Here is a 20663-nt window from a genome sequence, read left to right on the forward strand (position 1 = left end):
TTTATTTTTTCGTTAATTTCTTCGTTAAAAAATCAACAGCTTTGGCATAATGCGATGGCGTTACACGCTGAATCAAGTCTAGAATTTTTGCATCATTACCAATCAATACCCGTGCTTTATCTTGTTTAACAGCATCTAAAATCACTTTAGCGGCAACTTCTGGCGGAGTTTTTAAAACTTTATTAAATGAACGGCTGGCTTTTTCAGGATTCATACCTAAAGCGCGAATACTATCACTCATCCGTGCCGAATTGGCAATATTGGTACGAATACCGCCTGGATGCACTGACGTTACACTTACACCTGCATTTTCAATGTCTAATTCTTGACGTAAAGATTCGGTAAAACCACGCACTGCAAATTTAGTCGCGTTATAGGCACTCTGTGAAGGTTGAGCTGTTAAACCAAATAAGCTCGAAGTATTGATAATATGCCCTTCACCACTTTGTTTTAAATACGGTAAAAAGGCTTTCGTACCATAAACCACACCCCAAAAATTGATATTGAAAATCCATTCCAATTCATCATAACTCATCCCCTCAACGGTACTTGCAAGTGCTACACCTGCATTGTTGAAGATCAAATTAATTTGACCAAATTCATTGAAACAACATTCTGCCCATGCATAAACTGCCTCACGATTTGCCACATCTAATTTTGTAATGCTTACTTTTACGGGGTAATCTTTGAGTAAATTTAAAGTTTCAATCAAACCTTGTTCATTCATATCACTCAATGCTAAATGCGCACCTTGTTGTGCCAATTGAATCGCAAGTTGGCGTCCAATGCCTGAACCTGCACCCGTAATTGCTGCCACTTTCTGATTAAAATTTTTCATGAATGAATGTCCTAAAACCAAGTCACAACTTGATTCATTATAAATATTTGAATTGAATAATTTTAGAGTACAAAATTAAGTGACATGAATAAAATGATATTTTCTAATGCCTAACTATGTATAAAATTCATAATGATATTTAGAGAGAAAATAATAGCAAATGCATATCATTTTTATAACGAAGTATGATGCAATGCTGCCGTAAAGACAGATTTGATCAATATAAAGTTGAAATCAAATCAATTTTATACACACTCAACAATGGGAAAATGATGTACTGGATGTTGAAAAGCTTGATTTAGCCAAATATCCAACATCGGAATTTTCACATCCAATGCCAAAGGCAGTTTTTTTGGATTAAATTGCATTTGAGATAAATCCGTTCCCCATGCAATCAGATCAACATCCAAAGAAATTTGATGTGATGGTCGTACACGTCCTGAACCTGCTTCCATTTTTTTTAATAAAGCAATCATCTCATTGACAGATAAATGACTTTTGACGAGACATGCAGCATTCCAATAATCCGCACCGACACCATCACGACATGGAATTAGATAAATTTTAGAAAACGTTACTTCGCCCAAATGACAGATTTGAGCAAAAGCATTTTTAAAATTTTGTTGAGGATGGTTGTTACTCGCCAGTGCTAAGGCGAATATCGTTGCGGTGTCGTTCAAGACGAATTCCTACAGAATTTGCTTGCGGGATAATAGCAGGCTTACGGATCGTAATCATAATTGATTCAACCACTGGATAGGTAGTAAAAAGTGCATTTAATACTAACTTAGCTGCATGTTCGATCAATTTCGGGGCAGCTTCTTGAATCACTTTGGTTGAAATTTCACAAATTTCCGCATAATTCAAAGTATCGTCTAATTCATCTGAATTGGATGCTTGCTCTAAACTGGTTTGAATCGTGATATCGAGCATTAAAGGCTGAATGATTTGACGTTCCCAATTGAAATACCCCACCACTGTATCGACTTTTAACCCTTCAATGATAATTGCGTCCATGAATGTTTCCTTAGAATCCCCCCTTGCGGAGTATGCTCCTCACCTTTTATAAGGGGGACTTCCCAACTCTCTAATTTACAATATAAAAGAAAGCTCCTCCCTTTTATAAAGGGAGGTTGGGAGGGATTATTTAATCTATGAAGTTTACTTAGAAAATCAATGCTTCAACAACGAAGCAGGATCTAAATCTTGCACCATTTGCAAACGCTGATCTGCATAAATATCCGTATACGGCGCAAGCACACGCATGAAACGATCAAAATATAGCATTTGCTTAAATAACAATGCGAAATCACGTGGGAAACGGATGCCGTGACGCTCACCTACGCCAACCATATCCATCATGATGTCATTCAAATCTGAAGGATTAGAAGTCATGATTTGTGCAGGATCAGCCAATAATACACCACTAAATAAACGCTCTAAATCATCTGCAAGCACTTTGGTATCAATCTGCTGACTGGTCATGCCCATTTTCAGCATATTTTCAGCCATGAGTGGATAATCTGTCTTTTGTAGCGCATCCATAAATGCCATACACGCTTGCCACACTTCAGGTTTTAATTGACCCACAATACCAAAGTCAATAAAGCCGATACGACCATCTTCAAGCAACATCAGATTGCCTGCATGTAAGTCTGCATGGAACGATTTACAGAGCATCAGACTACCAAACCACGTATTCATCGCTGTGATCAATACTTGAGATGGATCTTTAGCCACTTTTTTAACCACGTCAAAGTCGGTTAATGGTACACCGTATAAACGTTGCATGGTGAGTACACGGCGAGTTGAATATTGGTGATAAACCTTTGGCGCAGTCGCAGCGGTATTTTGTGAAACATTTAAATAATTTACAAAATCATCGAGGTTTTGTGCTTCTTCAATAAAATCAACTTCACGCACCATACGGGTTTTAATTTCATCGACAATATCTGCCAATGAAGCAAATTTAACCTTTGGCACAGCTTTTTCTAAGATTTTTGTCGCCCAATGCAAAACATTCAAATCTGTATAGAGAATGGTTTCCACACCTGGCTTTTGTACTTTAATCACCACATCTTCGCCACTGACCAATTTCGCAGCATGCACTTGTGCAATTGACGCAGATGCAAGTGGTTTTTCTTCAATTGAAACAAAGATTTGACTCAAATCACGACCTGCAAACTCAGATGCCAAAACTTCTTGTACATAGCTAAATCGCAATGATGGAGTTTGATCTAAACAGCCTTGAAATTCTTCAACATATTCACGTGGAAAAAGTGATGGCGTACTGGCAATAAATTGTCCCAACTTAATATAAGTAGAACCCAGCGACTCAAACGTTTCACGCATTAACTTTGCATTACTCGGTTTTTCAGTCGCATATTTAATGCCTGCTTTGGCTGCGATTACCGCAGTTTCCCCCACTCGGGCAACTGAACGCAGACCATCTAGAAAGATATTATTTTTCATAATGTCAAAATAAAATTAAATTTGTCTGAGTGTAGCAAATTATTGAGCATTTGCAGTATGGCTTGCCTGACAGTTTGGACAATCTCTATCTTTTTCAAAGGCTAAAATTCGTTGTTTCATTGTTAAACCATCCCAAAGCATCAGTTTTTGCTTGAGCGGTGTTGCACCTAAACCTAAAAAGAGTAAAGCATGATGCGCTTGTAAACTCGCCATGACATTCGGTGTAGTTGCTAAAACGCCTGAATCTGCACAGCGTAAACTTTCATTTGCCTGTTGTTCTTTTGGGAATAGACATTCATAACATGCTGAATCCCCTTCGACCATAAACAATTGCCCCTGAAAGCCAATCGCAGAAGCACTAATTAACGGGACTTGTGACGATGTGCAAACTTGATTAACGAGATAGCGTGTCTTGAAATTATCACAACCATCGAGAACTAGATCTTGTTGAGAAATTAAATCTTGTGCATTCGATTGATCTAACTTATTTGTATAACTTTCAACTTGAATAAATGGATTGATGCTTTGTAATCGTTTGGCAAGAATTTCTGATTTATAGAATCCAACATCTTGTTCTGTATAGGCTATTTGGCGTTGTAAATTACTGATCTCAATAGTATCTGCATCAATTAAAGTGATTTTACCGACACCTGCACGCGCGAGTAATTCTGCTGTAGTACAACCAATCCCACCACAACCCACGATCAGCACATTGGCAAGTTTTAATTTTTCCTGTGCGTCTATGTCCCATCCATCTAACAAAATTTGACGTGAATAAAGGTGCATTTCTGCTTCGGTGAGTTCGAATTCCATATTCATGATGTACTCAATCGATTTTGATGTTACGCTTTACAATATAACACTTTTACAAAGCTATTATTCCAACCTTAATCAATATTTTAAGACAATGAACCTAAAAAAAATCTTTGGAACATTAACCACAATTTGTTTTGCATCAGCAATGCTCATTTATCACCTAACATTTCCACACCCAACTCCAAATCTTGAAGATATCAGGATTTATGAAACTGTTCCCAATCAATATTTTTCGCAATATCAACCTGCAATAGACATCGGTTTTAAAAAACCTGAAGTAAAAACTATGCAAATTCAAATTGATAAATCAAAAATGCGTTTAGAAGATATGACAGCTATAAAATCGCAACTTATACAGAATCATTGGCGAGTAATAAAAGAAACAAAGTATTACTTTGAATTATGTAATGGAAAAAATAACCAATTATCAATTCTTTTCCCAACTAATTCTCCCCAAACAACTAGTTCGGGATACGAGTTTAAATTTGATAATCTTAATCAATGGACTATGGACAACCACTATAATATTTCGGGAATTGATGTATGTGAAGAATCCTCTAAAAAATAATGAAACTTATGAACACCCTATTTATTTAAAATAAAAATTCCCATTAATGAATAATTCTAAGGTTTTATTTCTCATTTATTATTAATATATTGAAAATAATAATAAAAAAAGATACATTGAAGGAGAAAATATTTCCATTTGGAAGACAATCATGGAACTTGACCGCTACGACAAACAAATTCTTGAAATTTTAACCCATGAAGATATCAACCTAAACGAGCTGTCAGAACGAATCAATCTATCTGTCAGCTCTGTACATCGTCGGATCAAACACCTGATTGAAACCGATATTATGACCAATTTAAAACGTGATATTAATTTTCAAAAATTAGGTTTTAAACTGCATGTAATTTTACAAATCTCACTCAGTAAACACGATACTGACACCTTTGCTAAATTTCTAGAAGAGCTTGAAAATATTCCTGAAGTCATTAATGCGTTTTTAGTGACAGGACAAACAGCAGATTTCTTGGTCGAAGTGATTGCCAAAGACATGGAAAATTACAGTGAAATTTTACTGAAAAGAATCGGGAAAATTGAACATGTCGTTGCACTCCACTCTAGTTTTGTGATTAAAGAATATAAACAAGTATTTAACTGCACTGGCTTGTTGAATAGAGTTTAGTTGAACAATGTGCACGATTTTAAGTTTTAATATTAATGAAAAATAAAAAACGCACTCTGAGGTGCGTTTTTTTAATTCGAGGTTTTTTAGTTTGAGTAAGTTAACTTACATCGCATCTAATTCAGCCATTACTTCGTCAGTGAATTCAACGTTGGTATAAACGTTTTGAACATCATCTAAATCTTCAAACATATCAATCATTTTTACGATTTTTTTCGCTTGATCAATATCAGAAATTAATGCTTTTGTTGATGGGTTCATCGTCACTTCTGCATTGTCAGATTTTAAACCTGCTGCTGTTAAAGCATCTTGTACATCACCAAATGCTTCAGGAGTTGTGATGACTAAGATCTCTTCTTCATCCACTTCGATGTCTTCTGCGCCTGCTTCCAAAGCGATTTCCATGATTTTATCTTCTAAAGATACATCTTCAAAAGAAATTTCACCACGTTTTGTAAACATATAAGCCACTGAACCCGCAGTACCTAAATTACCATCCGTTTTAGAGAAACAGTGACGAACATCTGGAACAGTACGGTTTAAGTTATCTGTCATTGTTTCCACAATCACAGCTACACCACCAACGCCATAACCTTCATAAGTGACTTCTTTCAAGTCAGCATTTTCTTCACCACCAACACCACGCTGAACGGCACGGTTGATGGTATCGCGTGTCATATTTGCGACCAATGCTTTTTCAACAACAGCACGTAAACGTGGGTTAGATGCAACATCACCACCACCTAAACGAGCTGCTGTTACGATTTCACGAATAAATTTTGTGAATACTTTAGCGCGGCTCGCATCTTGTTTTGCTTTACGATGCTTTGTGTTAGCCCACTTGGAATGACCCGCCATGCGAAATATGCTCCTGTAGATTGGCCTTATGCCATATCAAATTTTTTGCAATTCTACCATAAGCGCTTTTTTTTGAAAAAGGGCTTATTTTTTAGATTTAGAACAAATTAAGTATTTTTTTGTTCAGGAATCACAATATCCAAGCCTGTATGCTCTTTATATAAGCGCTTGATTTCCGCCAAATCTTGATCTAAGTCTGTTGGATAGATCTTTCCAAAAATCCCACCCTGCTTTGTTTTAGAGTTTGCATACATCAAAACAATCGGAACACCAGCTGCTTTGGCAATATGCCAGAAGCCGGTACGAATCGGTTTACGTGCTTGACCTCGTTCTGCACGAGTTGCTTCAGGCGCAATCACCAAATTGAACTCATCATTATTTTGAAAATGCTCGACCATTTGCGAAACAATATCTTTGTTTGATTTACGATCAACTGGAATGCCCCCTATTTTTTCTAAAATAGGTTTCATTGGACCTTTAAATAGTTCTTTTTTAATTAAAGTATGAATTTTTATATCATAAATTTGGAAAATAGCGAGTGAAAGGACGGCATCCATCATTGAAGTATGTTCAAAACCAATAATAACTTGTTTTTTTTCTAATACACTTGGATCAACTTCGTATGACCAACCTGATAGCTTAAAAGTAAGCTCTCCTAACAACTTTTTCATAGAAACCTGCTGTCATAAAATCGTAATACGCAAATTGTCGGAGTAAAAACTAAAAAAAACAATCTCTATTCTGATTATTTTTTTACATTTGTATATTTATTTTGTTATTTATATTCTCCTATGAGTAAAAAGTAAATTTACTTAAAATGTGAAATAGTTTTTTCAATCTAAAATTTATGATAATTACCGCATATAAAAATCCAACATTCATAATAAAAAACAATGGTATAAGTGATTTTTTGTATTAAAATTAATCAAATAAATATATTCAGATTTCGATGAATCATATAGACTTTAGTCTTAATGAGCCACAAGCTCAAAATTCGAAAATGCGCAAAAGGATTGCAGCATGCTTATTACATTATTTGTTGTTATTGTTTCAGTATTTTTGATCATATGTGCTTGGAGCGCATTTGATATTTATTTAGATAAACGTAAACAAGCCAATCAATCACTCAATGTAATTGCCCAAAGTACTGATGATCATCAATAATTTAATATCTCCCCCTAAACAATGTTTAAAATTTATCCATTAAATTTAAGTACTTGTTAAAGTTCTTGTAATTCAATTTTATTTTCGCTAGTATTCTTCAACGAAAATACTTGCAATAGCAGTATTTATAGGGCCTGTAGCTCAGTTGGTTAGAGCAGCGGACTCATAATCCGTTGGTCCCCAGTTCAAGTCTGGGCGGGCCCACCATATTAAACCTCGTAGATCAATGATTTATGAGGTTTTTTATTATCTGTTGTAGAGAAACTGGCTTTAGCCTATGGAAACCACTAAATAGCGAATAATGTAAAAAATGACACGCCTATAATAAACCAAACCTCATACACATACTATTTACATGGTTTTTAATAAAATCAATCAATAACCATGAAACAACTCACCCAAAACTAGATACTGTCATAAGCCGTAGGAAGCCGCTCGAACTATCAATGCAGATTTAAAATCAAAGTAATACGACGCTATAAATACAAAAAATACTTAAAAATTTATTATATATTAATAATTTAATTCTATTCCCTTCCCCTAATAACTCCCCCAAAAACTAAGTAACGACCATTATTACTATACAATTACACATATCTTAATGATATTAATTATCATTATTGTTTGCATTAGCGATTACAAGCAAATACAATACGCAACACTTCCTTCACAATCCCCCCAAAATTAAGTGGTGTATTAACATGAATAAACAATTGATACTAAAAACACTTTCACTTTCTATTTTAACCGCGATGTCGTTTTCAACTTATTCTGCTGAAACACAAGATAAAACAGCTCAACTACAAACTATTGTTGTTACTGCAAGTAGTGAAGCTGTTGATATTAAAGAAGCACCTGCAAGTATCAGTGTCATTACGAGTGAAGATATTGAAAAACAACCTGTAGGTAGCATTGCAGAATTGTTAAGTAAAGTTCCGGGCGTAACTGGTGGTATAAGCCCATCGGGTGAAGGATCAAAAATTAAATTACGTGGTTTACCAGAAAATTACACTTTGATCTTAGTCGATGGCAAACGTATCGGGTCTTCACGTGATACAAATTATCGTCCTGATTTAGGTCGTCAAGATTTAAACTGGATTACACCAGACATGATCGAAAGAATTGAAGTTGTACGTGGCCCTATGTCATCGCTCTATGGTTCAGATGCAATGGGTGGTGTTATCAATATCATCACGAAGAAAATTCCAAATAAATGGGGCGGAAATGCAACGCTTAACTACACTCAACCAACTACATCTTCAGATTTAGGAACATCTCTACAAACAAGTATAATGGCTGCAGGCCCTTTAACGGATACTTTAGGTTTACGACTTACTGCTGGTTTAACAGAACGCGAAGCTGATAAAAAATACCTTGCAGGAAGTGGAACAACAGGTTCCCAAGATCAAAACTATAATGCAATGCTGCATTATAAGCCGTCTGATCAGCACTCATTAAGTTTTGAAGCTGGGCATAGCATTCAAAAAAATGAAAAAGGTTCTAGAATTAATCCAACCACAGGTGCTGAAGTTGCCACTAGCTGGGGTGCAGCAGAGTTGGAGCATAACTCAGTGAGTATTTCGCATGATGGTGAATGGAATATTGGTAAGTCGAAATTAAGTGCTTATTACAATGATTATGATTCAAGTATCGCAGACTCCATAACAAAATCTAATGAACTCATCGTTGAAGGCAATTTAACCATGCCTTTTGAAGCCGTATTTGATCAGGTATTAACTTTGGGTGGTCAATGGAAGAAACAAGAGCTCACAAATACTGACACCATCGGAACTCTACCAGGAGGAAGTTGGGATGGTCAAAGTTATACAAATCCTAAAGTAGACAATAAAAGCTGGGCTTTATTTCTTGAAAATAACATCAGCCTTTTAGACAATTTAAAATTGACCGTGGGTGATCGTTTAGATCATGATGATAAATATGGTACGCATCATAGCCCACGCGGTTATTTAGTTTTTAGCGCCACAGATGACTTAGTGATTAAAGGTGGGGTTGCAAAAGGTTTTCGTGCTCCGACTGTCAAAGAATCAACGCCTGGAGCTGCAACACAGTCTGGGGGTAATGGATGTAACGGCTTAAAAGGTCAAGTTTGGAAAGATATGGCTACAGGCAAAGATCTAACCTATATTAGTGGTGGATGTTATATGACAGGTAACCCTAATCTAAAACCTGAAGAAAGTACAAATTACGAAATAGGTGTCAATTATACTGGTTTTGGGACAGATCTAGGTTTGACATTCTTCCATACAGATTTTAAAAACAAAATTGCATATTCCCCTTTAGGTGTTAGAAACGGTGTTTGGTTCACACGTAATGAAAATATTCAAAGCGCTGTAACACGTGGCTTAGAAATGGTTGCAAATTTCCCAATTTTAGACAATTTAAAATGGAACAACAACGCAACCTACTTCTTAAAAGCTAAAAATGAGGATACAGGTACTACATTACTTACTACGTCAAAATTAACCATCAATTCATCATTAAATTGGCAACCTATTGATCCCTTAAATATTGATTTATCAGCGCAATACCTTGGTAAACAGTATTTAACTGAAAAGACTACAACCTCAACCATGCAAAAACCACATACCATTGTAAATTTAGCAAGCAATTATAAAGTGAATGATAATCTTACGATTCGCGGTGGTTTTATTAATTTACTGGATAAAAAACTTTCAAATGGATCTGATGCTTATTTAGTAGAACGTCAAAAAGTATTTGTAGGTGCAACCTATAAGTTCTAATTTTTTAAATTAGAAAATATTCAATAATCAATACGAAAGATTCCTACTTTGATAAATATTTAGGAATCTTTCTTCATTTTATTGAATTCAGTTTGCTGTAATTTAAACCTAACAACCAGTTTAAGCATAAGGCAACTAAAAAGAATCGCATATAAATTCACCTATGTCTGGAATAGTCTAAAAGCTGGTCATAGCACTAAAACTGCTAAGTTCCTATTGAAGCGAAACATACACCTCTATATAAACAACGTTCTGTTACGCACTTTCAGCGTTCTAAAAATCATACTTAGCTTTTCATTTTCAGCGCTTATTCAATAGAGCTTCTCCGCTATGATTTATTCATGGTTAAAAATTAAATTACGGAGAATTACAATGTTTGATATGCGTTTATCTCAAGAACGTGGTGCAGCACATCACGGTTGGTTACAGTCAAAACACAGTTTTTCATTTGCAGACTATTGGGATCCAAAACAAGTCGGTTTCTCAGATCTGTTGGTGATCAATGATGATACTGTAGCGCCATCCAAAGGTTTTGGTACCCACCCTCACCGTAACATGGAAATCATTTCCTATGTGCTTGAAGGTGCGCTTGAACACAAAGACTCGATGGGTACAGGTTCTGTGATTATTCCTGGTGACATTCAATTAATGAGCGCAGGCAGTGGTGTAGCGCACAGTGAATTTAACCATTCAGCACAGGAAAATGTTCACTTTTTACAAATTTGGATTGTGCCGAATAAAGTTAATACTACACCTGGCTATCAACAAATTAATATTGCCCCTGAAGACAAACGTGGCAAATTGCATTTGATGATTTCTGAACAAGGCGGTGACAAAACCATTGCGGTCAAACAAGATATTCGTATCTATGCAGGCTTGTTCAATGGTGATGAAAGCGCTGAATTCACGATTCCTGAAGGTCGTTATGTTTACTTACATGTCGCCAAAGGTAGCCTGTTGGTCAATGGTCAACTGTTCAACACCGGTGATGCTGCACGTATTCGTGAGGGTGGTACACTGAGTTTCAGTGGTGGTGATCAAGCTGAGATTCTTTTGTTTGATATGCGCCCAGAAGAACGTCCAAGCATGGCGTAATATTGAAAATTCTCAATAAAGTACTCAAAATGCCTTAGTTCGCTAAGGCATTTTTTTGCTCCAAATGTTTAAAGCTTTCTAGACTTTATTTAAAAAAAGCACCCTTTCGGGTGCAAAGCATGGAACTGTAAAATATTTTTCTTAAGAATTAACTCACCTGTTGAATCCCTTGCATCTTGGCAATTTCCTGTTGTTTTAATAAATTACGTTGAATTTTCCCGCTTGAGGTTTTTGGCAAACTCTCCACAAATTCAATCTCACGTGGATAAGAGTGTTTTGATAAACGAGAGCGGACATAATCCTGTAATTTGAGATTAAGCTCATCCGAACCAGTATATTGCGGTTTCAATACCACGAATGCTTTCACAATTTCAGTCCGTTCAGGATCAGGCTTACCAATGACTGCCGATTCAAGGACTTCTGTACATTCCAATAAAGTACTTTCGACATCAAACGGTCCAACACGATAACCTGACGTTGTAATGACGTCGTCAGCACGACCAATAAAATCAACCCCACCAAGCTCATTAAAACGAACTGTATCCCCTGTTAAATAATAATTTCCAACAAATGATTTACGATTATTACCACCATAGCCCTTAAACCATGTGAGTGGTGATCGTGAAAAATCGATTGCAAGCGTACCAATTCCGCCCTGTTCTACTTCTTCATTATTTTGATTCAACACGGCGAAACGGTGCCCAGGATTAGCAAATCCTGCCGAACCAATTTTAATCGGATGTTCTAAAGCATGATGATTACCGATCACCATGCCTAATTCAGTTTGTCCATATTGATCGTAAATATTGACCTCTAAATCATTTTTAAACCAATGAATCACCTCAGGTGTCAAAGGTTCACCTGCACTGCTGACTGCACGCAGATGTGATTTAATCGTTTCATCAAATTTTTCTTTAAAGCCAAAGAACATACGAAATGCTGTAGGCGAACCTGTCAAATTACTGACTTTATATTGACGAACAATCTCTAAAGCATTGTCCACACTAAACGCACGTTCATCCATGATAATACTATGCCCTAAACCCAATGGACCTGTGATGCCATAGTACAAACCATAAGCCCAACCTGGATCTGCGAGATTCCAAAAAGAATCTTCTTCACGTAAATCAACTGCATGGCGCATATATTCTTTGAATGCCAAGACTGCTTTTAATGGCACAGGTACAGACTTCGCCAAGCCTGTCGTTCCTGAAGTAAACATCATTAAAAAATCATCTTCAAAAGTCAGCATCACAGGCGATTGTTCAGCTGACTGCTGATTTACTTCTGTCCAAAAGTCAGGATCTTGTCTATGCGCAGTATCCTGTTGATGAACAGTGAGAATATTCGCAAGTTGAATAGCATTTAATTTTGGGCGTTGTTCTTCATTGGTCACGATCAATTGAGTTTGTGCAGTTTCAACACGATGCTCTATAGCTTTCGATTCAAATGCGGTAAATAAAGGCTGATAAATCGCACCGATCCGCCAAGTTGCAAAAATCGTAATCAGTAATTCAGGCGTACGAGGCAAAAGCCCTGCGATACAATCACCTTTTTTCAAGCCGATCTGTTGAAAATAATTGGCGAGCTTTGCCGATGCTTCTGCCAATTGTTCAAATGTCCACTGAGATGATTCACCATTTTTACCCTGCCAAATCAAAGCCACTTTATTTAAACCGATATAACGTTCACAGCATTCTTCATAGGCATTGATGGATTGAGGATTGCCGAACAATTGCGTTTCGATCAATTGTTCATAATCAAATTCTTGGTAGGCTTGTTCTAGTGTTTTCATGTCCATATCCTTGTTTCAATTATACAAATCATCTCGATTTGTCTGTCCATTTAGCTTTTTGCTATTTAGGTTTTTAGCTTTTATTAAACATGTTGAATCATTCAACACGCTGACTGATGTCTATAGATAATCATGATTAGAATTTGCACACAATTTCCAAATACCTCAATTGTGTTGCAGTTTTTGAACAACCTCATTTACACATTAATTTTGCACAATAAAAAAGGACGAACATCTATTCATCCTTTCATTTTAGTTATTGAATTTTAAAATATTAACTGATGTTATTCATTGGGAAAAAATCACTCATTTTTTAAATTGTCTTAATTCTTCTCGGCAGAGTCTTACATCAAAAGTTTTGATTTAGGGATTAGCCTTCGGCTCGAGGTACTTTTGTTTCGGCAAAAGTACCCAAAACCATTGTCATCCGCAAAACTCGTCAACTTCCGTCAAACAGTTGAATGCATCGCAGAAACATACCTGATTAGAAGTAGTCCTGCCTCAAACACGTTGCGGATGACGTTATCGCGTATCCAATTTTATCGAGAAACAAAAGCTGTTTTTATGTTAATGCGTAACATCAGAATATAAGTTTCAAATGCTAATTCAAAATGAGTGCTAAATACCTCTATTGAGCCTGTATCACTTCCCGTGCAATCACCAAGCGCTGAATATCAGAAGCCCCTTCATAAATTTGACTGACACGTACATCACGATAAATCCGCTCTACAGGAAAATCAGACACATAGCCATAACCACCATGAATTTGTATCGCATCCGAGCAAACTTTTTCAGCAATTTCCGAAGCGAATAACTTCGCCATCGAGGCTTCTTTTAAACACGGCAGTCCTGCATCTTTTAAACAGGCCGCATGGTAAATCAACTGTCTTGCCGCTTCGATCTGAGTCGCCATATCTGCTAAACGGAATGCCACTGCTTGATGTTGAACCAATTCCACACCAAAAGCTTTACGCTCATTGGCATATTCCACAGCTGCATCCAACGCTGCCCTCGCCATACCAACACATTGTGAAGCAATACCAATACGCCCTGATTCCAAATTGGACAATGCAATCTTGTAGCCTGCACCTTCTTGACCCAATAAATTTTCTGCGGGAATCCGACAATTCTCAAAAACAATCGTTGCCGTATCTGAACAATGTTGTCCCATTTTGTCTTCGATTCGAGAAACGATATAACCTGGTGTATTTGTTGGAACAATAAAACAGGAAATTCCTTTTTTCCCTGCGGATTTATCGGTAATGGCAAATACAATCGCCACTTGGGCATTTTGTCCTGTGGTAATAAATTGCTTAGTACCGTTAATGCCCCACGAATCCCCATCACGTTCCGCTTTACACAACAACGCACCTGCATCAGAGCCGGCTTGTGGTTCAGTTAAGCAGAAACAACCAAGCCACTCACCTGTAGCGAGTTTTGTTAAATAATCTTGTTTTTGTTGTTCTGTGCCATATTTTTGAATAATTCCACAAGGCAATGAATTTTGTACACTGACAATAGTGGAGATCGCACCATCACCTGCGGCAATTTCTTCAATCGCAGCCACCAATGAAATATAATCTAGCCCTGCACCACCCCATTGTTCAGACACGGTCATGCCTAGAGCGCCTAATTCACCTAATTCTTTCAGTTCTTGGGCAGGAAATTGCGAAGTTTTATCGCGTTCAGCCGCAGTCGGTTTCAGTTTATTTTGCGAATAGTTTCGCATCATATCCTGAACCATTTTTTGTTCTTCATTTAAAATCATTTAAATATCCATCCCTGTAATATTCTGTTTTTACACACTTGCATTTTTAAGTCTGTTCTAAAAATAATTCGAAATCTTAAATTTATTCACTCACAATAAAAATTTATATTGGAAGTCCCTTCTCCCATTGGGAGAAGGCTAGGATGAGGGGAATTGCTGCAAGAAAATAAAAAGTTTAATTATTTAAACGTACAGAACGATATGCCTCATCTTTTTAAAAAAATAAAACTCGCATTGTGAATTGGGTATCGTTAAGAATTTACAATCACTTCGGTTGCATACGAATTGCGCCATCTAAACGGATCACTTCACCATTTAAATAGCCATTTTCACAAATATGCCCAACCAAATGTGCAAACTCTTCAGGCTTTGCCAAACGTGGTGGATATGGCACCATCGCACCTAAAGCATCTTGAACATTTTGCGGTAAGGCTTTCAACATAGGGGTTTCCATGATCCCTGGCGCAATCGTCATCACCCGAATATGTTCACGTGCCAATTCACGTGCCAATGGTAAAGTCATTGCAACCACCGCACCTTTTGAAGCTGAATATGCGGTTTGACCAATTTGACCATCAAAAGCCGCGACAGAGGCTGTATTGATAATCACACCACGTTCTTCTTCACCTGCTTTTAGCTCATAACGTGAAATCACATCAGCAGCAAAGCGCAACATATTGAACGTACCTGAAACATTAATATTTAGAACTTTTTGGAAATCTGCCAAAGCATGAATACCATTTTTACCCAAAACTTTTGCCGATGGTCCAATGCCTGCGCAGTTAATCAAACCATTCAATTGACCATAATCTTGTTCAACATTTTTGAAGAATTGCTCAACAGCAACTTCATCCGTCACATCCAATTGAACGAATTTAGATTTTTCACCTAAACGCTTTTGCATTTCTTCGCCAAGTGCTTGGTTCATATCGACCATAATCACTTTTGCACCTTGCCCAACAAGGTGTGTAGCCGTTGCAGCGCCAAGACCTGAAGCACCGCCTGTAACAACAAAAACTTTTCCTTCAATTTTCATTTTATTTTCCTGATTGTTTAAAAATTTTTTGAATAGCAGTTTCAAATTGTGAGTTTTGAATCACAAGCTTTGAATGGCAAATCATACTTTTTCGACTTAAGATGCAGAGTAAACATTGTCAAGCTTGAGTACAATTTCCAAAAGTTGCATCCTGTATGATGGATTTGGACAATTTAAAATTGCCTGTGCAAAAATCAATCACAAGATAATGGAATAGACCGTGATTAATCAACAATTCAGTGAAAATAAAGGCACCATTTCAATTGCACTCGTACAAGAAGCGCTGATTGATGCTACGCAAAAGGGCTTTGATCCTCATCACATTCTAAATCAAGCAGAAATTCCACTTGAATTGTTTCATGCACCCAAAGCACGGATTTCAGTTTCGACCTATGCAAAATTATGGACTGAAATTGCCAATGTGATGGATGACGAATTTTTCGGTATGGACAGCCATCCTATGCGCCGTGGTTGTTATAAATTATTGTCTAAAATGGTCATGCATACAGACACGCTTAGAAATGCAATTGAACAAATACTGCAATATTTCAATTTTATTTTGGATGATTTTTCCAGCAAACTGATTATTGATGAAAATTATGCATACATTGTCATTACTAATAAATTACAAAATAAAAGAATGTTTTCCTATGCCACCTATATCATGCTGATTCATAGTCTGATCTGTTGGTTGGCTGATCAACGGATTATCCTGAATCAATTACAATTAAAATGCACCCCTCCAATCGATGACCAAGATTACCGCGTGCGTTTCTGCGAAAAAATCAGCTATAACGCAGATGAAAATTATCTGCAATTTGATGCCAATTATTTAAATATTCAAATTAAACGTGATCAAAAATCATGGTATGAATTCATCAAAAATAGCCCTGAAAACTTACTGATTCGTTTTAAAAATCCTTTAGCGCTCAGCTCAATCATTCGAAAACAACTGCTTTCAATTACCCCATGTGAATGGTTGGAACTGAGTGAACTTGCACAACAACTCAATATTTCCGAAGCGACATTTCAACGCCGTTTAAAAAATGAAGGTATGAGTTATCAGCAACTTAAAAATGATATTCGACGTGACATGGCGATTGATTTGCTCACACAATCGACGGACAGCTTACAAGACATCAGTGATCAGTTGAATTTTCAGGATGTCAGTGCCTTCCATCGTGCATTTAAAAAATGGGTAGGCGTTAGTCCAGGCGCTTACCGTGATCTACAAAGTATTGGCTGATTTTTTAAATATTTGTGTTTAGAAAACCATCTCCATGATTTTAGAAAATATTTACAGTTCGTCTGAATAAGATTGCTTTTTAAACCAATTCGGTATAATTTTCACTCAATTTAGAGCAGTCTTTCTGCTCACTCCTGCGTCAAACTCCTCCCCTTTAATCACCTTCAGGTCACTACCATGATTAAGATGATTGATGTACTAGACCACAATCTAGTTCAAAATTTTATCCATTCACTTTCTGCTCAAAATGAACATTTCGATGAATTAATCGACGGCATACTCAATGCGCCCGATCAAGATTTTGACCATGCAATGCAGCATTTTTTTAGCAATAATAATCCACTTGATCTTGCTCAAGCACTTGATATTACCCAAGATCGCTTGAATGCAATTCGTTCGGGTTTAGCAATGCAAAAAGAAAATCTTGCTGACACTGCAAAAATCGTTGCATTGTGTCTCACACTCGAAACAGGCAGCCTAGACCAAATTGAAATTGCGGATTGTTTAGAAGACTATCTTGTATAAAAGTCACTTAATTATAAAAACGGTATCTCTATGATGCCGTTTTTTATATATTCAGAAAAATATACTAAGAAAATTATTAGATAAGTGTTTCATTTAATTGTCTATAATATAGATTACACAAATTAAATATTAAAATTACATTTAAAATAAAGCACTTAATTAAAACATAATAATTAATTCAATTTTCATGAAGTCTTTATCTATTTTTCTTTTTTGTACTTACATCGTAAAAACTATACATATCTATTCTGTTTTCTCTTTGAATTTTATGGAGTATTTATGAAATCTTTCGGCAAAAAATTGACAACGCTTGTTTCAGGTCTGACTCTTAGCTTGACAGCCACCTCATCATTCGCAGCCATTCCTACAACATTAAAACTTGACTATGCTTACTACGCACCAACAAGTTTAGTCGTCAAAGAGCAAAAACTGTTAGAAAAAGCTTTACCTAAAACAGAGGTCAAATGGGTCTTTAGCCAAGGCAGTAACCGTTCACTTGAATATCTAAATAGTGGCAGTATAGACTTTGCCTCAACAGCTGGACTAGCTGCAGTATTAAGTCGTGCCAATGGAAGCCCAATCAAAACTGTTTATATTCAAAGTCAACCAGAATGGACAGCATTAGTCGTTGCTAAAAATTCAACGATCAAAACTTTAAAAGATTTAAAAGGGAAGAAAATTGCGGCAACCAAAGGAACTGATCCGTTCCTTTTCACGCTTCAAGCACTTGAAACAGTTAATTTAAACAAACGAGATGTTCAACTTGTTCATTTACAGCACCCAGATGGCAAAACTGCATTAGAACGTGGACAAGTTGATGCTTGGGCAGGTCTTGACCCACTTATGGCTTCAGCCCAATTACAATCAGGTGCTAAACTTCTTTATCGTAATATTTCATTTAATAGCTATAGTGTTTTAAGTGTAAAAGATCAATTTGCAACTCAAAGTCCTGAAGCTATTGATGCCGTCATAAAAGCCTATGAACAAGCACGTAAATGGGCAAAAGCAAATCCTGACAAACTTGCCGAACTTTTAGCGCGTGAAGCAAAATTACCACTCGAAGTTGCAAAACTTCAACTCAGCCGAACCAACCTCGATCAGAATATTCCAACAGCGAAACATTTAAATGCGTTGAAAAAAGCAGGAACAATTTTGAATGAAGAAGAATTAGTCCGCAAAGGCACCAATGTCAACCAAGTAATTGATCAATTATTTGATAGTAAATATGCGCAAAAGGTTGTTGGGAAATAATGAATAAAATTTCGGCTTCAGCAGTCAATACAATTGCACCTACGGCTGTCAAAAAAGTTGTTATAAAAGCCAAGCTCATTAAATGGTTAAAAGCAATAACCATCCCAGTTTTGTTCATTTTACTCTGTGAATATTTTGTTCGTGCTGGTTGGGTTGAACCATATCTTCTTCCAGCACCGAGTAGCTTATTTGAATCTTTTAAAGATCTAGTCAATGGCGATTTATTCACGCATGTATATACCAGTACATGGCGAGTTTTTTTCGGTTTTTTTGTGGGTAGTGCTCTTGGACTGATTATTGCAATTGCGGTGGGTTTGAATCAACACATTGAAGAATTTTTAGAACCAACATTCTCAGCGATTAAATCAATTCCGAGTCTTGCATGGATTCCTCTATTGTTGTTATGGCTAGGAATTGATGAAGCTTCTAAAATTACTTTAATTGCGATTGGGGCTTTCTTTCCAACTTATACCAATACCGTTTCAGCCATTCATGGTGTAGATAAAAAATTACTGGAAGTCGCCAAAGTCTATCGCTTGAATTATTTACAAACTATTTTTCAAATCATACTCCCTGCTGCTTCACCAGGAGTTTTAGTGGGTTTAAGAAACAGTTTAAGTTTGGCGTGGATGTTTATGATTGCTGCTGAATTAATCGCTGCAACACAAGGCATAGGTTATTTACTGAGTGATGGTCGTGAAACCTCCCGACCAGATATAGTGATTATCGCAATCATTTTATTGGCAGTACTGGGTAAATTGACCGATACGCTGATGAAATGGATTGAAAACTGGCTTTTACGCTGGCGAACCTAAATCATGAAGAAATACGGCTTTTACTCAGCCGTTTTTTTTATTTTCCTATTTGAAACTTGCATTTATAGTTTTGTCTATGAAACACTGGCAAAGTTATATGTAGGTAAACAGCATGATCATCCGAGATAAAAGTAATAGCTTTGCCCTGCTATTCGCATGGCATGGCACGATTCTTCCTAAAGTATTACCTGCCTTAAGTATAGTCGTACTGATCTCGACGATCATCGTGTATTTATCCTCACAGCATTATTTTACGTTTCCTGCTGTACCTGCGATTGGTTTCACTGTTTTTGGGATTATTTTGTCAATATTTCTGAGCTTTAGAAATACGGCATGTTATGATCGCTGGTGGGAAGGACGTAAACTGTGGGGCGCTTTAATCGCCACTTCTCGCCATATTTCACGTGATAGTCATGTCTTGAATGATAATGAACGCAGAATCATGATGTATCGTGTAATGCTATTTACAGGTTTACTGCGCAATCGACTTAGAAATAGTTCACAATCTATTGAATATTATCGTGATAAAGTAAATTTCAATGAACAACAATTCAATGCGCTCTCCTCACATATCAATGCATCACAATTTGTCTTGGAAGAAATCCAAAAGTCCTTGGTACAATCCCTAAAATCAGGTGAAATTTCCGATATTATTTACCAAGGGTTGAATCATCACATTGTAGAATTAGGTGCAATTCAAGCAGGCTGTGACCGTATTTTAAGTACTCCTTTGCCTTATTCTTATTCAGTTTTATTACATCGTACTGTGTATTGTTTTTGCCTGATTCTTCCCTTTAGCTTGGAATCAAGTCTAGGAATTTGGACACCTGTGATTGTCAGTTTGATAGCTTATTTATTTTTAGGATTAGATGCTTTAAGTGCTGAACTTGAAGAACCTTTTGGTTTACAGGACAATGACTTACCTTTAAATTCAATCACTCGACTGATTGAAAGAGAAATGCTGACGTCATTGGGCGAAGAATTACTAGAACCGATTCAATTAGTGAGAAGTAATTTGACTTAACAAAG

20 protein-coding genes and 1 tRNA gene are annotated in these 20663 nt (G+C 36.6%); 11 read left to right on the top strand and 10 right to left on the bottom strand.

Going from position 1 to position 20663, the window contains the following annotated elements; translation table 11 throughout:
* Position 1 precedes the first annotated feature (1 nt).
* From EXE10_RS12045 to EXE10_RS12065, 5 genes are all read right to left on the bottom strand, one after another.
* Positions 2–838, bottom strand: coding sequence for an SDR family NAD(P)-dependent oxidoreductase (locus tag EXE10_RS12045; protein WP_130113538.1), 837 nt, complete (start codon positions 836–838; stop codon positions 2–4).
* Between the two features lie 245 nt (positions 839–1083).
* A complete protein-coding gene (locus tag EXE10_RS12050; protein WP_068976181.1) occupies positions 1084–1518 on the bottom strand; it encodes a 2-amino-4-hydroxy-6-hydroxymethyldihydropteridine diphosphokinase in 435 nt (144 codons plus the stop codon).
* Positions 1475–1855: a dihydroneopterin aldolase gene (folB, locus tag EXE10_RS12055; RefSeq protein WP_130113539.1), complete on the bottom strand. Its 381-nt coding sequence runs from the start codon at positions 1853–1855 to the stop codon at positions 1475–1477. The genes EXE10_RS12050 and folB overlap by 44 nt, the downstream gene beginning before the upstream one ends.
* A gap of 156 nt (positions 1856–2011) precedes the next feature.
* Positions 2012–3310, bottom strand: a complete 1299-nt coding sequence (locus tag EXE10_RS12060) for an ABC1 kinase family protein (protein WP_130113540.1) — start codon at positions 3308–3310, stop codon at positions 2012–2014.
* Positions 3311–3349: 39 nt separating this feature from the next.
* Positions 3350–4129 carry a HesA/MoeB/ThiF family protein gene (locus EXE10_RS12065; protein ID WP_130113541.1) on the bottom strand — a complete coding sequence of 260 codons (780 nt, stop codon included), beginning with the start codon at positions 4127–4129 and terminating at the stop codon, positions 3350–3352.
* Between EXE10_RS12065 and EXE10_RS12070 the strand changes: the two genes are divergently transcribed.
* On the top strand, positions 4128–4694 hold the full coding sequence (locus EXE10_RS12070) for a hypothetical protein (protein WP_130113542.1): 567 nt from the start codon (positions 4128–4130) through the stop codon (positions 4692–4694). The genes EXE10_RS12065 and EXE10_RS12070 overlap by 2 nt on opposite strands.
* Positions 4695–4845: 151 nt before the next feature.
* Positions 4846–5319 (top strand): Lrp/AsnC family transcriptional regulator, encoded by a 474-nt coding sequence (locus EXE10_RS12075; protein WP_130113543.1) that lies wholly within the window; start codon positions 4846–4848, stop codon positions 5317–5319.
* Between the two features lie 105 nt (positions 5320–5424).
* On the opposite strand, the gene EXE10_RS12080 is transcribed toward EXE10_RS12075, so the two are convergent.
* Positions 5425–6177 carry a YebC/PmpR family DNA-binding transcriptional regulator gene (locus EXE10_RS12080; protein ID WP_068976187.1) on the bottom strand — a complete coding sequence of 251 codons (753 nt, stop codon included), beginning with the start codon at positions 6175–6177 and terminating at the stop codon, positions 5425–5427.
* Positions 6178–6284: 107 nt separating this feature from the next.
* Complete coding sequence (locus EXE10_RS12085) at positions 6285–6848, bottom strand: 1-acyl-sn-glycerol-3-phosphate acyltransferase (RefSeq protein ID WP_068976188.1); 564 nt, start codon at positions 6846–6848, stop codon at positions 6285–6287.
* Positions 6849–7197: 349 nt separating this feature from the next.
* On the opposite strand from EXE10_RS12085, the gene EXE10_RS21485 reads away from it, so the two are divergent.
* From EXE10_RS21485 to EXE10_RS12100, 4 genes are all read left to right on the top strand, one after another.
* Positions 7198–7341 (top strand): hypothetical protein, encoded by a 144-nt coding sequence (locus EXE10_RS21485; protein ID WP_161553511.1) that lies wholly within the window; start codon positions 7198–7200, stop codon positions 7339–7341.
* Positions 7342–7471: 130 nt separating this feature from the next.
* A tRNA-Ile gene (locus tag EXE10_RS12090) sits at positions 7472–7548 on the top strand.
* A 494-nt stretch (positions 7549–8042) separates the two neighbouring features.
* Complete coding sequence (locus EXE10_RS12095; protein WP_130113544.1) at positions 8043–10103, top strand: TonB-dependent receptor domain-containing protein; 2061 nt, start codon at positions 8043–8045, stop codon at positions 10101–10103.
* A gap of 372 nt (positions 10104–10475) precedes the next feature.
* Positions 10476–11198, top strand: coding sequence for a pirin family protein (locus EXE10_RS12100; RefSeq protein WP_130113545.1), 723 nt, complete (start codon positions 10476–10478; stop codon positions 11196–11198).
* Between the two features lie 148 nt (positions 11199–11346).
* On the opposite strand, the gene EXE10_RS12105 is transcribed toward EXE10_RS12100, so the two are convergent.
* The 3 genes from EXE10_RS12105 to EXE10_RS12115 form a co-directional block, all read right to left on the bottom strand.
* Complete coding sequence (locus tag EXE10_RS12105) at positions 11347–12993, bottom strand: AMP-binding protein (protein WP_130113546.1); 1647 nt, start codon at positions 12991–12993, stop codon at positions 11347–11349.
* A gap of 628 nt (positions 12994–13621) precedes the next feature.
* On the bottom strand, positions 13622–14761 hold the full coding sequence (locus EXE10_RS12110) for an acyl-CoA dehydrogenase family protein (RefSeq protein WP_130113547.1): 1140 nt from the start codon (positions 14759–14761) through the stop codon (positions 13622–13624).
* 265 nt (positions 14762–15026) lie between these two features.
* A complete protein-coding gene (locus EXE10_RS12115; protein ID WP_068976193.1) occupies positions 15027–15797 on the bottom strand; it encodes a 3-hydroxyacyl-CoA dehydrogenase in 771 nt (256 codons plus the stop codon).
* 220 nt (positions 15798–16017) lie between these two features.
* On the opposite strand from EXE10_RS12115, the gene EXE10_RS12120 reads away from it, so the two are divergent.
* From EXE10_RS12120 to EXE10_RS12140, 5 genes are all read left to right on the top strand, one after another.
* Complete coding sequence (locus EXE10_RS12120) at positions 16018–17043, top strand: AraC family transcriptional regulator (protein WP_130113548.1); 1026 nt, start codon at positions 16018–16020, stop codon at positions 17041–17043.
* Positions 17044–17220: 177 nt separating this feature from the next.
* Positions 17221–17568, top strand: coding sequence for a hypothetical protein (locus EXE10_RS12125; RefSeq protein ID WP_130113549.1), 348 nt, complete (start codon positions 17221–17223; stop codon positions 17566–17568).
* A gap of 279 nt (positions 17569–17847) precedes the next feature.
* A complete protein-coding gene (locus EXE10_RS12130; RefSeq protein ID WP_130113550.1) occupies positions 17848–18819 on the top strand; it encodes an aliphatic sulfonate ABC transporter substrate-binding protein in 972 nt (323 codons plus the stop codon).
* Entirely contained in the window at positions 18819–19634 is an 816-nt protein-coding gene (locus EXE10_RS12135; RefSeq protein WP_130113551.1) for an ABC transporter permease, read from the top strand. Before EXE10_RS12130 ends, EXE10_RS12135 begins: the two co-directional genes overlap by 1 nt.
* Positions 19635–19746: 112 nt before the next feature.
* Positions 19747–20658: a bestrophin family protein gene (locus EXE10_RS12140; protein WP_130113552.1), complete on the top strand. Its 912-nt coding sequence runs from the start codon at positions 19747–19749 to the stop codon at positions 20656–20658.
* The last annotated feature ends 5 nt before the right edge of the window (positions 20659–20663 follow it).

Source organism: Acinetobacter sp. WCHAc060033 (assembly GCF_004209125.1).
Taxonomy (GTDB): Bacteria; Pseudomonadota; Gammaproteobacteria; order Pseudomonadales; family Moraxellaceae; genus Acinetobacter; species Acinetobacter wuhouensis.

Excerpts from the sequence above, each read along its gene's own strand:
- EXE10_RS12045 (WP_130113538.1), bottom strand. The coding sequence starts at position 838 with ATGAAAAATTTTAATCAGAAAGTGGCAGCAATTACGGGTGCAGGTTCA.
- folB (WP_130113539.1), bottom strand. The coding sequence starts at position 1,855 with ATGGACGCAATTATCATTGAAGGGTTAAAAGTCGATACAGTGGTGGGG.
- EXE10_RS12060 (WP_130113540.1), bottom strand. The coding sequence starts at position 3,310 with ATGAAAAATAATATCTTTCTAGATGGTCTGCGTTCAGTTGCCCGAGTG.
- EXE10_RS12070 (WP_130113542.1), top strand. The coding sequence starts at position 4,128 with ATGATGTACTCAATCGATTTTGATGTTACGCTTTACAATATAACACTT.
- EXE10_RS12065 (WP_130113541.1), bottom strand. The coding sequence starts at position 4,129 with ATGAATATGGAATTCGAACTCACCGAAGCAGAAATGCACCTTTATTCA.
- EXE10_RS12075 (WP_130113543.1), top strand. The coding sequence starts at position 4,846 with ATGGAACTTGACCGCTACGACAAACAAATTCTTGAAATTTTAACCCAT.
- EXE10_RS12080 (WP_068976187.1), bottom strand. The coding sequence starts at position 6,177 with ATGGCGGGTCATTCCAAGTGGGCTAACACAAAGCATCGTAAAGCAAAA.
- EXE10_RS12085 (WP_068976188.1), bottom strand. The coding sequence starts at position 6,848 with ATGAAAAAGTTGTTAGGAGAGCTTACTTTTAAGCTATCAGGTTGGTCA.
- EXE10_RS21485 (WP_161553511.1), top strand. The coding sequence starts at position 7,198 with ATGCTTATTACATTATTTGTTGTTATTGTTTCAGTATTTTTGATCATA.
- EXE10_RS12095 (WP_130113544.1), top strand. The coding sequence starts at position 8,043 with ATGAATAAACAATTGATACTAAAAACACTTTCACTTTCTATTTTAACC.
- EXE10_RS12100 (WP_130113545.1), top strand. The coding sequence starts at position 10,476 with ATGTTTGATATGCGTTTATCTCAAGAACGTGGTGCAGCACATCACGGT.
- EXE10_RS12105 (WP_130113546.1), bottom strand. The coding sequence starts at position 12,993 with ATGAAAACACTAGAACAAGCCTACCAAGAATTTGATTATGAACAATTG.
- EXE10_RS12110 (WP_130113547.1), bottom strand. The coding sequence starts at position 14,761 with ATGATTTTAAATGAAGAACAAAAAATGGTTCAGGATATGATGCGAAAC.
- EXE10_RS12115 (WP_068976193.1), bottom strand. The coding sequence starts at position 15,797 with ATGAAAATTGAAGGAAAAGTTTTTGTTGTTACAGGCGGTGCTTCAGGT.
- EXE10_RS12125 (WP_130113549.1), top strand. The coding sequence starts at position 17,221 with ATGATTAAGATGATTGATGTACTAGACCACAATCTAGTTCAAAATTTT.
- EXE10_RS12130 (WP_130113550.1), top strand. The coding sequence starts at position 17,848 with ATGAAATCTTTCGGCAAAAAATTGACAACGCTTGTTTCAGGTCTGACT.
- EXE10_RS12135 (WP_130113551.1), top strand. The coding sequence starts at position 18,819 with ATGAATAAAATTTCGGCTTCAGCAGTCAATACAATTGCACCTACGGCT.
- EXE10_RS12140 (WP_130113552.1), top strand. The coding sequence starts at position 19,747 with ATGATCATCCGAGATAAAAGTAATAGCTTTGCCCTGCTATTCGCATGG.